12 protein-coding genes are annotated in these 12,148 nt (G+C 73.7%); 4 read left to right on the top strand and 8 right to left on the bottom strand.

Going from position 1 to position 12,148, the window contains the following annotated elements:
• Positions 1-5: 5 nt before the first annotated feature.
• Complete coding sequence (locus ACFVHO_RS25440; protein ID WP_385718885.1) at positions 6-1,205, bottom strand: DUF6777 domain-containing protein; 1,200 nt, start codon at positions 1,203-1,205, stop codon at positions 6-8.
• Between the two features lie 237 nt (positions 1,206-1,442).
• On the opposite strand from ACFVHO_RS25440, the gene ACFVHO_RS25435 reads away from it, so the two are divergent.
• Positions 1,443-2,753 (top strand): streptophobe family protein, encoded by a 1,311-nt coding sequence (locus ACFVHO_RS25435; protein ID WP_385718882.1) that lies wholly within the window; start codon positions 1,443-1,445, stop codon positions 2,751-2,753.
• Between the two features lie 51 nt (positions 2,754-2,804).
• Here ACFVHO_RS25435 and ACFVHO_RS25430 read toward each other — a convergent pair whose 3' ends face one another.
• From ACFVHO_RS25430 to ACFVHO_RS25415, 4 genes are read right to left on the bottom strand one after another with little or no spacing between them, the layout of a single operon-like run.
• Entirely contained in the window at positions 2,805-3,824 is a 1,020-nt protein-coding gene (locus tag ACFVHO_RS25430; RefSeq protein ID WP_385718879.1) for a serine/threonine-protein kinase, read from the bottom strand.
• Positions 3,824-4,579 (bottom strand): hypothetical protein, encoded by a 756-nt coding sequence (locus ACFVHO_RS25425; protein ID WP_385718876.1) that lies wholly within the window; start codon positions 4,577-4,579, stop codon positions 3,824-3,826. The genes ACFVHO_RS25430 and ACFVHO_RS25425 overlap by 1 nt, the downstream gene beginning before the upstream one ends.
• Positions 4,580-4,604: 25 nt before the next feature.
• Positions 4,605-6,995 (bottom strand): FHA domain-containing protein, encoded by a 2,391-nt coding sequence (locus tag ACFVHO_RS25420; RefSeq protein ID WP_385718875.1) that lies wholly within the window; start codon positions 6,993-6,995, stop codon positions 4,605-4,607.
• A 55-nt stretch (positions 6,996-7,050) separates the two neighbouring features.
• Positions 7,051-7,677: a YigZ family protein gene (locus ACFVHO_RS25415; protein ID WP_385718873.1), complete on the bottom strand. Its 627-nt coding sequence runs from the start codon at positions 7,675-7,677 to the stop codon at positions 7,051-7,053.
• A 157-nt stretch (positions 7,678-7,834) separates the two neighbouring features.
• On the opposite strand from ACFVHO_RS25415, the gene ACFVHO_RS25410 reads away from it, so the two are divergent.
• Positions 7,835-8,503: a 4'-phosphopantetheinyl transferase gene (locus ACFVHO_RS25410; RefSeq protein ID WP_385719180.1), complete on the top strand. Its 669-nt coding sequence runs from the start codon at positions 7,835-7,837 to the stop codon at positions 8,501-8,503.
• Positions 8,504-8,546: 43 nt separating this feature from the next.
• On the opposite strand, the gene ACFVHO_RS25405 is transcribed toward ACFVHO_RS25410, so the two are convergent.
• The gene (locus ACFVHO_RS25405) at positions 8,547-9,236 is read right to left on the bottom strand and encodes a transcriptional regulator (protein WP_385718869.1); all 690 of its coding nucleotides are present in this window, start codon (positions 9,234-9,236) and stop codon (positions 8,547-8,549) included.
• Positions 9,237-9,421: 185 nt separating this feature from the next.
• Here ACFVHO_RS25405 and ACFVHO_RS25400 point away from each other — a divergent pair, with 185 nt between their 5' ends.
• On the top strand, positions 9,422-9,877 hold the full coding sequence (locus tag ACFVHO_RS25400) for a tellurite resistance TerB family protein (protein WP_164326594.1): 456 nt from the start codon (positions 9,422-9,424) through the stop codon (positions 9,875-9,877).
• Between the two features lie 4 nt (positions 9,878-9,881).
• Here ACFVHO_RS25400 and ACFVHO_RS25395 read toward each other — a convergent pair whose 3' ends face one another.
• Positions 9,882-10,859, bottom strand: coding sequence for a M48 family metalloprotease (locus tag ACFVHO_RS25395; protein ID WP_385718866.1), 978 nt, complete (start codon positions 10,857-10,859; stop codon positions 9,882-9,884).
• A gap of 8 nt (positions 10,860-10,867) precedes the next feature.
• A complete protein-coding gene (locus ACFVHO_RS25390) occupies positions 10,868-11,278 on the bottom strand; it encodes a BlaI/MecI/CopY family transcriptional regulator (RefSeq protein ID WP_385718863.1) in 411 nt (136 codons plus the stop codon).
• Between the two features lie 241 nt (positions 11,279-11,519).
• Between ACFVHO_RS25390 and ACFVHO_RS25385 the strand changes: the two genes are divergently transcribed.
• Complete coding sequence (locus ACFVHO_RS25385) at positions 11,520-12,095, top strand: TerD family protein (RefSeq protein ID WP_385718861.1); 576 nt, start codon at positions 11,520-11,522, stop codon at positions 12,093-12,095.
• Positions 12,096-12,148 lie beyond the last annotated feature (53 nt).

The following is a 12,148-nucleotide window of genomic DNA, read 5'->3' as shown; positions in this document are numbered from 1 at the left end:
GGACCTCAATATGCCCCTGGCGACGGCGGCGTTTCCGGGGACCGGTACTCGGGCGGCTGCTCCTCCTCCGCGGAGGGCGTCGGCGAGGACGGCTCACCGGAGGACGGGGAGGCGGAGGGCGAGGGGGACGAGGGCGACGGGGACGAGGAGGCCGAGGAGGACATGGACAGGGACGGGGACGGGGAGGGCCGGTCCGCCGGCGGCTGCGTCTCCTTGTCGCCGGCGCCCGTGTCGCCCTTGTCCCGCTCGAACCACTTGCCGCTCTTCGGGTCGTACATGACGAACACGTTCACGACGTGGGCGGCGGGTGCGACGAACACGACGTCCGACGAGCGGTACCCGGGCCACGCGTCGCCCGTCCGCTTCGGCGTGCCCTGCTGCGCGACGGGGGGCAACAGCGGGTTTCCGCAGGCGCAGCGCACGCGCGGCACGCCCCGGTCGTCGACGAGCACGGCGGTGCCGGCCTGGAGGACCGCCTGGTAGGCGGTGGGGGCGCCGTCGCGGTAGCCGTGGTTGGTGACGCGCGTGTCCATGCGCAGCTGCGCGGGTGTGAGCGCCCGCAGGTACGCCGGGACGGCTGCCGCGTCGATGCCGAGGACCGAGGCGAACGCCTTGTTCTTCGCCGGGTGCTTCCCGAGGACGTCGACCTGCTTCTCCACGTCGCAGGCTCCGACCTTGCGCGTCCCGCCGTAGAGGCCGGGGGCGGCGCCGTCGACGCCGCGCGTCACGTTGGCCGACGCCGAGGTACTGGCCACGGGCGTCGGGGACGGCGGGGTGTCGTCGTCCCTGGCCGTCGACTCGGTGAAGGGGTCGGGGCCCGACTTCCCCGCGGCCTGGAGGAGGACCTCGCCCCGGGACTCCTTGGTGCCTTCGGGTCGGGTGAGGACGACGGTCAGCACCACGGCGGCCACGACGGCGAGGCCGATCATCGCCACACGCGGCGCCGACTTCCACCAGGGCCGGTCCGGCTCCGGGCTTCCGCCGGGCCCCTCGGGCCGCTCGCCGGATCCCCCGCTGCCGCCGTCGCCCGGCCCCTGGCCGCTCGGCGGACCCGACGGCCGGTCTCCGCCGGGCGGCGGCGTCGAACCGGGCGGGCCCGCGCCCGGGGTGCCGCTCTGCTGGGTGGCGCCCGGCTGCGAGGGGCCCGAGAGCGGGCCGGAGGGGGGTCCTGTGGGGCGACCTGACGAGGGCGGTTCGACGCTCACGAAGGCTTCTTCCCTGTGTAGGGGGCTGCGTAAGGGCTGGTACGGGACCACGTACGGCACTGCGTACAGGTCGACGTAGAGGGCCTGCGACGCACGGTCTTGGCCATGATTTCAACCGATCCGCACGTTCCATTCCATTACGCGCCTATTGTGTGTCCCGGTTCGTGGGGAGCCGCAAGCCGACGCGGTCGGCCCTCCCGAGGGGCGCGCCGACGCGGGGCTGCTTAGCGTGACAACGTGAGTCACCAGACACCGCCCGGCCGGGCGGGCGCACAGCGCGCGCCGCAGAGCCGACGGGACCCCCACGGCTGGCCGCACGCCTTCGTCGCCGTGCTCGCCGCGCTGGTGGCCATGGCCGTCGTCGCCGCGCTCGGACTGTGGGCCGCCGGGGCCGGGGACCTGCCCGGTGGGGCGTTCCCCGCCGTCGTCGCCGCGGTCGTCGTCATGGCGGTCGGCGGGTCGGTCGGGCTGTCCGGCGGGGCCGGTGGTTTCGCCGAGACGGACGCGGGTCTTTCCGTGGTGCCCCTCTCGGTCACCCTCGTCGGCGCGCTGGTGATCGCCGCCGGGTTCCTCAGGCCGCTGCGGCACCGGGCCGTCGCCGACACCAAGGAGCTGGTCGGCTGGGCCGCCCGGATCGCGCTGCTGTGGGTCCTGCTCCTCGTGGGCCTCGCCCTGGTGGCCAGCCACCGGTTCACGATCAAGCTCGGGGAGGGGACCGCGGCCGACATCGGCGATCTCCTCGGCGCCTCGCCCAAGGTCGGGTTCGAGACGGATGTGCCGCCGACCCTCGTGTTCGGCCTGCTCTGGCTTGCGGGCGTGTTCGCCATGGCGCTGTTGGTCTCGCGCGGGGCTCCGCTCCCCGCCCGCCTGGTGCGGTTCCAGGAGTCGGTGCGTCCCGCGGCCCACGCCATGCTGGTCCTGCTGCTCGCGTACGTCGTCCTGGGCCTTCTCGTCGGCCTGGTCGTGGCGGCGACGCGGGGACACGCCGCCGAGACCCTCGCGGTGCTGCTGCTCGGGCTCCCCAACCTCCTCTGGCTCGCCTTCACCCTCGGGCTCGGAGTGTCCTGGGAGGGCAGGGTGGACGGGCCGTTCGGGTTGCCCATGCCGCGCGTCCTCGACCAGGTCCTGCGGAAGCCGACCGACTCCACGCTGAACCTGCGGACGCTCTCCGAACACGACGACGGGGTGTGGTGGCTGCTGGTCGTCGCGGCGGTCATGGTGCTGGGGGCCGCGTTCCTGACGGCGGCTCGTTCCCCCGCCCGGATGCGGGCCTGGCAGCACGCCGTGCACATGGCGGTGGCGCTGGCCCTCACGGTGCTCACCGTCTGTCTGCTGGCCGAGATCTCCGCCCACGCCGGACTGTCGCTCCTGGGCATCGGGGACCTCGGCGGCGGTCTGTCCGGTCTGGTGAAGCTGCGGCCGCACCTGGGGACGGCGCTGGTGATCGCCGTGGCCTGGGGGCTCGTCGCCGGGTTCGTCGGCGGCCTGCTCGCGCGGCCGGTCCACCGGCGCGGCGAGGTGGGGCGGAAGAGCGCCGACGAGCGCTGACGGGCCGACGGGCCGACGGGCCGACCAGATACGGGCAGGTGCCGACGGGGCCTAGCCGGGCAGCCGCCGGAAGACCGGTCGGGCCCAGTCCGGCGGCTCCGGCGGCGCCCCCGGATCAGCCGGTGCCGCCACGACCTGGAGGTCCACCTGGGTGGGCGGGTGCCCCTGGGTGCCGCCCGTGACCGCGGCGCGCAGCGCGGCCACGAACTCCAGGCAGGAGCCGTACCTCTCGTCGGGGCGCTTGGCCAGCGCCTTCGCGAGGACGCCGTCGAGGGCGCCGGGGCTGCCGGGGCGCTTCTCGGTCAGCCGGGGCGGCTGGTCGTACTGATGGGCCCAGAGCAGCGCCATGTCGTCGTCGCGCTGGAAGGGCGGCCCCCCGGCCAGGCTCTCGTGGACGACGCAGGCGAGGCTGTAGACGTCGCACCTGCCGTCCACGGGGCGCCCCGAGATCTGCTCCGGCGCCACGTAGTCGAGCGTCCCCACGAACTGGCCCACGGACGTGAACCCGGTGAGCGAGAGCGACTTCTTCGTCAGGCCGAAGTCGGTGAGGTAGACGTGCTCAGGGTGGTCGCTGTCCGTGCCCTTGGCCACCAGGATGTTGCCGGGTTTGACGTCCCGGTGGACGAGTCCGTGGTCGTGGGCCGCGTCCAGCGCGGACGCGACCTGCGCGGCGATGCGCAGGGCCGTCCCGACGGGGAGCGGGCCGGAGCGGTCGAGCAGGTGGCGCAGGTCGAGGCCGGGGACGTAGCGCATGGCGATGTAGAGCACGCCGTCGGTCTCGCCCGCCTCGAAGACCGGCACGATGTGCGGGTGCTCGATCGCGGCGGCCACGCGCGACTCGTGCGTGAAGCGCTGCCGGAACGTGTCGTTGCGCGCCAGCTCGGGGGCGAGCAGCTTCAGGGCGACGGTCCGGTCGAGGCGCAGGTCCTTGGCGCGGTAGACGACGGCCATCCCGCCACGCCCGATCTCGCTCTCGACCCGGTAGCCCGCGATCTGCCTCCCGACCAGGTCGGAGGGGCGCCCGGAGTGCGGGCCGCCGCTCGACGGCGCTTCGCGCGGCGCGCTCCCCATCAGGCGTCACCGGGCCGGGCGGGCGGGTCGGGGTCGAGCGTGACGGGCGGGATGCGACGGGTGGGGTCTTCTCCGTACGGGTCGGGGTCGGCGCCTTGGCCGTGCGGATCCGGGGCGGCCTTGTCTCCGTACGGCTCCGGAGACGCGCTTTCGCCGTACGGGTCCGGGGCGGCCCCTCCGCCGTACGGAGCGTGCGCCGGACCGGGATCCGGCACGGCCTCGACCACCTGCGTCGGCTCCGGCCCCGGAGCCGGACCGTCGCCGTGGACGCTCGGCGCCTCCCCCGCCGCGTACGTGCTGAGCCGGGCCCCGTCGCAGTACACCCACCGCTCGTGCTCGGCGTCGTAGAGCCACACCGACTCGCCGTCCACGACCACGCCCACGCGCAGTCCGCGGGTCCGGCCGCGGAAGGACTCGCCGTCCGCCGTGCCGCCCGCCAGTTCCTCCGCCGCGCGGCGGTAGCGGGTCAGCGCGTCCTCGGAGCGGGCCAGGAGCGGGCGCGGGTCCGCGGTGCGGGCGAGCGGGTGGCCCGCGGCCGGTGGATCGTGCGGCACGGCGACCAGGAGGCGGCCGTCGACCCAGGCCGACCAGCCGTTGGCGCAGACGATCCGGCCCCAGTCGCCGAGCCGGTCGACGAGTTGCACGGGCAGCAGCGCGTCGAGCGGCGTCGTCGGCCGGTTCGCGTCCGGCGCCTCCCAGGCGGGCAGCCCGTCCTGGGGGACGACGTGGGTGGGGCGGAAGTCCGCGGTGGTCATCTCATCCACTCCTGCTCGCCGCTCGCTACTTCCGCATGATCGCGGGTTCGTGCCGCCGCAGCAGCCTGGCGACCGCGTACCCGAAGACGACCGAGAGGGCCAACAGGGCGCCCATATTCAGCAGCCAGACTCCCGCGGAGTGCCGGAACAGCGGGTCGGCCGTCAGCTCGCCCGGGACGATCCGGCCGAGCCCGATGGTCCCCGCCATCGCGCCCAGCGCCCACCGCGAGGGCACCAGCCACGCCAACTGCTCGACGCCGGGCACCCCGTGGAGCTTCAGGAGCGCGCCGCAGAACACCACCTGGACGATGGCGAGGAGCACGAGCAGCGGCATCGTCACCTCTTCCTTGCGGACCAGGGCCGAGACGAGCAGGCCGAGCATCATGGCCGTGAAGGCCAGCAGGGCCACCGCCACGGTGATCTCGGCCAGGGGCGGAAGCAGCACTCCCTCACCGGCGGGCGCGTTGAGGTCGACGCCGAGCAGGGCCACCAGGGTCAGCACGACGGCCTGCAGCACGGTGACGGTGCCGAGCACGACGACCTTGGACATCAGGTACGCCGATCTGGAGAGCCCCACGGCCCGTTCGCGCTGGTAGATGACGCGCTCCTTGACCAGTTCCCGCACGGCGTTGGCCGCGCCGGTCAGGACGCCGCCGACGCACAGGATGAGCAGCGCGTTCATCGCCGTCTCCTGGGTCAGCCTGCTCCCGGCGAGGGCGCGGGCCATGGCACCCATCACGAAGGGCAGGGCGACCATGATGGCGAGGAACGTCCGGTCGGCGCCGAGGGCGGCCGCGTACCGCCGCACCAGGGTGCGCAGTTGGGACCCCCAGCTCTGTGCCTTCGGCGGCGGCGCGAAGGCGGCGTCCCGGTCCGGGCCACCCGCCGGGATGCCCGCGCCGCCCTGCGGCAGGAGGTAGGGCTGCGCCGAGGAGTTGACGATGTACTGCTGATGGAACGGCGACTGACGGTAGCCCCCGGCCCAGTCCCGGTCGCGGTCGCCCTCGAAGGCTTCGAACGCCTCGGGCCACTGCGTGAAGCCGAAGAACGGGAGCGCGTCCTGCGGCGGGCCGTAGTAGGCGATCCTGCCGCCCGCCGCGAGCACGAGGAGCCGGTCGCACACGTCGAGGCTGAGCACGCTGTGCGTGACGACGATGACGGTCCGGCCGTCGTCGGCGAGGCCGCGCAGCATGTGCATCACCGACCGGTCCATGCCGGGGTCGAGCCCGGACGTCGGCTCGTCGAGGAAGAGCAGCGACGGCTTCGTGAGCAGTTCGAGGGCGACGCTCACGCGCTTGCGCTGGCCGCCGGAGAGGCTGTGGATGGGCTGGTCGGCGCGCTGCTCCAGGCCGAGCTCGCGGATGACCTCGTCGACCCTGGCCCGGCGTTCGGCCTTCTCGGTGTCCTGCGGGAAGCGCAGTTCGGCGGCGTATCCGAGGGCTCTGCGCACGGTGAGCTGCGTGTGCAGGATGTCGTCCTGCGGTACGAGGCCGATGCGCCGGCGGAGTTCGGCGTAGTCGCGGTAGAGGTCGCGGCCGTCGTAGAGGACGGTGCCGCCGTCGGCGGGGCGCTGGCCGGTGAGGGCGTTGAGGAGGGTGGACTTCCCCGCGCCGCTGGGGCCGACGACGGCGAGCAGGCACTTCTCGCCGACGGGGAAGGAGATCCGGTCGAGGAGCGTCTTGCGGCCCCGGTCGACGGCGACCGTCAGCTCCTGCACGTCGAGCGACACCTCGCCGGTGTCGACGTACTCCTGGAGCTGGTCCCCGACCAGGCAGTACGCGCGGTGGCCGACACCGACGATGTCCCCGGGCATGACCCGGGCGCGGGCGACCGGCTGACCGTTGAGATAGGTGCCGTTGTGGCTGCCGAGGTCCACGATCTCGTACGTGCCGTCGGCGAGGAACCGCAGCTCCGCGTGCCGGCGGGAGACCACCAGGTCGTCGATGACCAGGTCGTTGTCGGCGGCGCGGCCGATGCGGACGGTGCGGGTGGGCAGGGGGCGCACGGTCGTCGGCTGCCGGAAGGTGCCGGTGGCCGAGGGCGTGCGGACGGCGGAGGGGCGCTCGGGGGCGGCGGGCGAGGCCGGCGCGGGCGGCTCACGGCCGACGAGCACCGCGCGCGGGCCGTCGGTGACGTTGCCGAAGCGCAGGACGCTGCCGGGTCCGACGCCGCACTCGTGGACGCGCCGCCCGTCGGCGTAGGTGCCGTTCGTGCTGTGCTCGTCGGCGATCGTCCAGTGGTCCAGCTCGGCGTGCAGGACCGCGTGGTGCCAGGAGACGCGGGCGTCGTCGATGACGACGTCGCTCAGCGGGTCGCGGCCGACGTGATAGTCCCGGCTCGGACTCATCACCGTGGAGCCGGTGTCGGTCTCGAGGACGAGTTCGGGCGCAGTCGGCGTCACGGGCCGCTTCCCCATGCCCGAATTCTACCTATTCGCACACGTTCACGCCTGGGGTCGGTCCCGTCGGCCGTCAGGCGTCCCCGTACGCCTCGCCCCCGAGCTCGAACGCCGCGCTGCCCGCCGTGGCGTCCGCGAGCCACGCCTTGAAGGCCTCGACGTCGGCGTCGGGAAGGCCGATCTCCAGGGTCACCGCGTCCCCGTACCGCACGTCGCGCACCTCGCGCCCCGCCGACCGCAGATCGTTCTGGATCTTGCCCGCGCGCTGGTGGTCGACCGTGACGGTGGCGAGCCTGAAGCGCCTGCGGGTCAGCGTGCCGACCGCGTCGAGCGCCTCGCCGACGGCCCCGCCATAGGCGCGGATCAGACCGCCCGCGCCGAGCTTGACGCCTCCGTAGTAGCGGGTCACGACGGCGACGACGTACCGCATGTCGCGGCGCAGCAGCATCTGGAGCATGGGGACGCCCGCGGTGCCGCCCGGTTCGCCGTCGTCGCTCGCCTTCTGTACGGAGGCGTCGGCGCCGATGACGTACGCGAAGCAGTTGTGCGTGGCCGTGGGGTGTTCCTTGCGGACGCGGGCGACGAAGTCCTGGGCCTCCCGCTCGGTGGCGGCGGGTGCGAGCGCGCACAGGAAGCGCGAGCGGTTGATCTCGGTCTCGTGCACGCCCTCGCGGGCCACGGTGCGGTACTCGTCCTGCATCAGGCCACCCTATGCGCTCGCCCCGCGGGGCCCCGCGCGCCGGTCGCCGGACCGGGCGCGGGAATCCAGGACCACGCCGCGCGGGCCGCCGGTACAGTGATCGACTGTGACGTCACCCTCGAAGTCCACCGGCGAAGTGTCCGACGAGACCGGCATATTGGGCGCCCTCCTGGCCGCGGAGCCCGTCGTCGTGGTCGAGACCCGCGAGGACCCGGCCGACGCGGTCCTGTTCCCCGAAGAGGTCGCCTACGTGGCGAAGGCCGTGCCGAAGCGGCAGCGCGAGTTCACCACCGCGCGGCACTGCGCCCGCACCGCGCTCGCCCGCATCGACGTGCCGCCCGGACCCATCCTGCGCGGCGACAAGGGCGCACCGGTGTGGCCCGACGGCGTCGTCGGCAGCATGACGCACTGCCTGGGCTACCGCGCCGCGGTCGTCGCCCGCGCCGGTGCCGTCACCTCGGTCGGCGTCGACGCCGAACCGGCCGAGCCGTTGTCGGACCCGGGTGTCCTTGAGCTGGTCAGCGACGAGAAGGAGCGCGCCGCGCTGGCCGCGCTCGCCGTCACGGAGCCCGCAGTGCCGTGGGACCGGCTGCTGTTCAGCGCCAAGGAGTCGGTCTACAAGGCGTGGTTCCCGCTCGCCGGGCGCTGGCTCGGCTTCGAGGACGCACACCTGGACATCCGCGCGGACGGCACGTTCACCGCCGAGCTCCTGGTGGAGGGGCCGGTGGTCGCGGGCGCACGCCTGACGGGGTTCTCCGGGACGTGGCTGGTGCGAGACGGGGTCGTCGTGACGGCCATCGTGATGCGGGCGGAGCAGGCGGGCTAGGGCTCGGTACGTCCGCCCCGCGCCGCCGCGCGCCGGGGCACGCTCAGGCGAGCCCCGCCAGCGTCCCCCAGAACATCTCCTCGTAGTCCTGGAGCAGCCGCCCCTGCCGCAGCGCCGTCGTGGGCGTGAGGCGCTCCAGGTCGATGCCCTCCTGGAGCGCGGCGAGGGTCGCGCGGTCGAGGTCCGGCGCGGGTCCGGCGAAGAAGTCGAAGAAGCCGCAGGCCTCGTCGGCGAAGCCGTAGTGCTCGCGCAGCGCCCGCGCGAGCGCGCCGCAGTAGCCGCCCCACGCCGCGAAGTTGGCGGTCAGGGCGAGGACGGCGTCGGCCGGTTCGGCGTTCAGGGCGAGCCAGGCCACGTACGCGGGATAGGCCTGGCAGCCCGCCGTCGGGACGTACGCCGCCGCCTGCTCCGCGTCCACCCCGCAGGCGGTGAGCAGCGGGCCGAGCCGGTCGAGGGCCACGTCCTCCCCCTCGGCGAGGGCCGCGAAGAAGGCCGCGCACGCGGGCAGGCCCGCGTCGGCGGAGCGGGCGGCCAGGTGCAGGAAGGACCGGCGGTCGGCCGGGATGATCCGGCACTGCTCCAGGGCGAGCGCGGCGAGCGCGCGCCGGTCGGCGCCGCCGTCCGCGACGAGGGGGACCAGCGGATTCGCGTGCTTGGGGGCGAGCTCCGCCGTTGCGCTGTCCAGGAGTTCGCGGGCCGTGCTGCTGAGCCGCTCGCGGGGCGTCGATGTCATCGGTCGGCCTTTCCGTGCGTACGGAACTTGCGTGCGGAACTTACGGAACCCATGAAACACAGGTGACTTATGCGACTCACCCGACCAGTGGCACTTTTCGGTACGGGTGCCTCGGATGCTAACTTCTACAGTGCTGTAGAAATTGGCTGGCGACAACTGCCGGCACCAACCGATGGAGTTTTTCCATGGCCCTGTGGGACCGCTTGAAGGAATCCGCGTCGACGATGCAGGCGCAGTTGACGGCGAAGAAGAACGACCTCACGAGCGGGGCCTTCCGCGACTCCAGCATGGCGATGTGCGCGCTGGTCGCCGCCGCCGACGGCACCGTGGACGCCGCCGAGCGCCAGCGCGTCGCGCAGCTGATCGCCACCAACGAGGTGCTGCAGAACTTCGCCGCGGACGACCTGCGGCGCCGCTTCGACGCGTACGTGGACAAGCTGACGGCCGACTTCGCGTTCGGCAAGGTGAGCGTGTTGCAGGAGGTCGCGAAGGCCAAGAAGAAGCCCGCCGAGGCGCGTGCCGTCATCCAGATCGGCATCGTCATCGGCGGCGCCGACGGCGACTTCGACAAGGACGAGCAGGCCGTGGTGCGCGAGGCGTGCTTCGCCCTCGACCTGCCGCCGCACGAGTTCGACCTCTGACGCGTCACAGCGGCGTGGCCGCCCGCAGGACGAGCACCATCGTCACCGCCGCGTTCGCCGAGGACATCGCCGACACGACGGTGCCGCACGCCGCGCCCCAGAGCGCGAGTCCCATCGCCGTGAACAGCGAGGGCCGGGTGCGGGCCGCGGGCGCCGGGCCGAGCAGGGCGGCGACGCGGCGCGGCACCGGGCCCGCCGCCGCGAGCCCCGCGAACGCGGGCCCCGGCGTTCGCGGGCGCGCGAGCGCGGCCTTGCCGATGGCGCGCGCCACCACGCGCCGGTCCCGTACGACCGCCGCGGCCTCCTCGTCGGCCCACCGCTCGGCGGTGTACGCGGTGGCTGTGCGCAGCGGCCGCAGGAACGGGTTGGCGCGCGCCGCCAACTGCGTCACCAGCAGGAACCGGTGGTGGCGGGCGGCGAGATGGGCCCGCTCGTGGGCGAACAGGGCGCGCCGTTCGGCGGGTTGGAGCCGGTCGAGCAGCGCGCGGCTGACGACGACGCGCCCGTGCGGCGCACTCCGCCCACGCGACGAACGGCCCCCGGCCCGCCGCTCCTTCCCGGGCAGCGCGTAGGCGTACGCCTCGGTCGCGTCCGGCAGCACGGCCACCGACGTTCCGGGCAGCCCCGCGAGCGCCCGCCACCCCCGGCGCCGTACCGTCGCGTGCCGCCACAGCGTGCGCGCGAGCGCCGCGCAGACGATCGTCAGGGCCGGGATCGCGGCCCTGCCCGCGACCTCGTCGTAGGGCAGGGCCGCGCGAACCTCCGGGTCCGACCAGCCGTCGGGCAGCGGGTTGCCGGGGAGTTGGGCGGTGCCGACGACCATGAGCAGGGCCAGGCAGAGCGTGCTGCACAGCGCCATCACGGCGGCCAGCGCGGTCAGCAGGCGGGTCGCGGTGCGCGGGTGCAGATGCTGGGCGGCGAGCCGGGCGACCGGCCAGGCGGTCAGCGGCAGCACGAGCGGCAGGAAGACGAAGAGCCCCATGCGAGCGGTCAGTCCTCCGGGGTGGCGGCGCCGCCCGCCTCGCCGAGCAGGTCGCGCAGCAGCCGCTCGTCGTCGGCGGACAGGGTGGTGACGAAGCTGGCGAGCACCGCCTCCCGGTCGCTCTCGCCGTCGAGGACCTTGCGCATGCGCAGCGCGGCGAGCCCGGCCTCGTCGGCGGTGGAACGCCACACGAAGGAGCGGCCCGCGCGTTCACGTGTCACCACCTTCTTGGCGAGCAGTCGCGTGAGGATCGTCATGACCGTCGTGTACGCGAGGTCGCCGCCGATGCGCTCCTGTACCCAGGCCGCGCTCACCGGCCCGTGCGCACCGTGCAGCGCCGTGAGCACCTGGGCCTCCAGCTCGCCCTGCCCGCGCCTGCGCGGACGCGGCTCCTGTGGCCCGTCTGCGTGCTGTGCCATGCCGTGTCCTCGCCTTCCGTCGCGGTACGCCGCGCCTGCCGCCGCCCGTGCTTCCGCGAGTCTCGCGCTCCCCCAGATCACATACCTCACGTATGTCGCGTACGTCTCATAGGGAGCGCCACATCGTAACGGCCGGAAGGGGCTGTACCCCCTTCGGACGCTTCTACACTCATGTAGATTCTAAGTCCCGGTCCCGACCACGACCGGGAGCGAATCTCGGTAGCGGACCACAGGAGGACACGTGGGAGTTTCCCTCTCCAAGGGCGGCAATGTCTCGCTGAGCAAGGAGGCGCCCGGCCTCACGGCCGTGCTGATCGGCCTGGGCTGGGACGTGCGGACCACCACCGGCACGGACTACGACCTCGACGCCAGCGCGCTGCTCTGCGACGACTCCGGAAAGGTCGTCTCCGACCAGCACTTCATCTTCTACAACAACCTCACGAGCCCCGACGGCTCCGTGGAGCACACGGGCGACAACCTCACCGGTGAGGGCGAGGGCGACGACGAGGCCGTGAAGGTCAACCTCGCCGGGGTGCCCGCGCAGATCACGAAGATCGTGTTCCCGGTGTCGATCCACGACGCGGAGAACCGCGGCCAGAGCTTCGGCCAGGTCCGCAACGCGTTCATCCGCGTGGTGAACCAGGCGGACAACCAGGAGATCGCCCGCTACGACCTCTCCGAGGACGCCTCCACGGAGACCGCGATGGTCTTCGGCGAGCTCTACCGCCACGGCGCCGAGTGGAAGTTCCGCGCCGTCGGCCAGGGCTACGCCAGCGGCCTGCGCGGCATCGCGTCGGACTTCGGCGTCAACGTCTGACGCCCGCCCGGCGGGGCCGCGGACACGACGGCCGACCGCCCGGACCCCACGGC

Origin of the sequence: Streptomyces sp. NPDC127108, assembly GCF_042677545.1 — a bacterium.
GTDB lineage: Bacteria > Actinomycetota > Actinomycetes > Streptomycetales > Streptomycetaceae > Streptomyces.
The sequence above is the reverse complement of the archived record's forward strand: the minus strand, read 5'-3'. Positions and strand labels throughout refer to the sequence as shown.

Excerpts from the sequence above, each read along its gene's own strand:
- ACFVHO_RS25430 (WP_385718879.1), bottom strand. The coding sequence starts at position 3,824 with ATGGGGAGCGCGCCGCGCGAAGCGCCGTCGAGCGGCGGCCCGCACTCC.
- ACFVHO_RS25425 (WP_385718876.1), bottom strand. The coding sequence starts at position 4,579 with ATGACCACCGCGGACTTCCGCCCCACCCACGTCGTCCCCCAGGACGGG.
- ACFVHO_RS25420 (WP_385718875.1), bottom strand. The coding sequence starts at position 6,995 with ATGGGGAAGCGGCCCGTGACGCCGACTGCGCCCGAACTCGTCCTCGAG.
- ACFVHO_RS25415 (WP_385718873.1), bottom strand. The coding sequence starts at position 7,677 with ATGCAGGACGAGTACCGCACCGTGGCCCGCGAGGGCGTGCACGAGACC.
- ACFVHO_RS25405 (WP_385718869.1), bottom strand. The coding sequence starts at position 9,236 with ATGACATCGACGCCCCGCGAGCGGCTCAGCAGCACGGCCCGCGAACTC.
- ACFVHO_RS25400 (WP_164326594.1), top strand. The coding sequence starts at position 9,422 with ATGGCCCTGTGGGACCGCTTGAAGGAATCCGCGTCGACGATGCAGGCG.
- ACFVHO_RS25395 (WP_385718866.1), bottom strand. The coding sequence starts at position 10,859 with ATGGGGCTCTTCGTCTTCCTGCCGCTCGTGCTGCCGCTGACCGCCTGG.
- ACFVHO_RS25390 (WP_385718863.1), bottom strand. The coding sequence starts at position 11,278 with ATGGCACAGCACGCAGACGGGCCACAGGAGCCGCGTCCGCGCAGGCGC.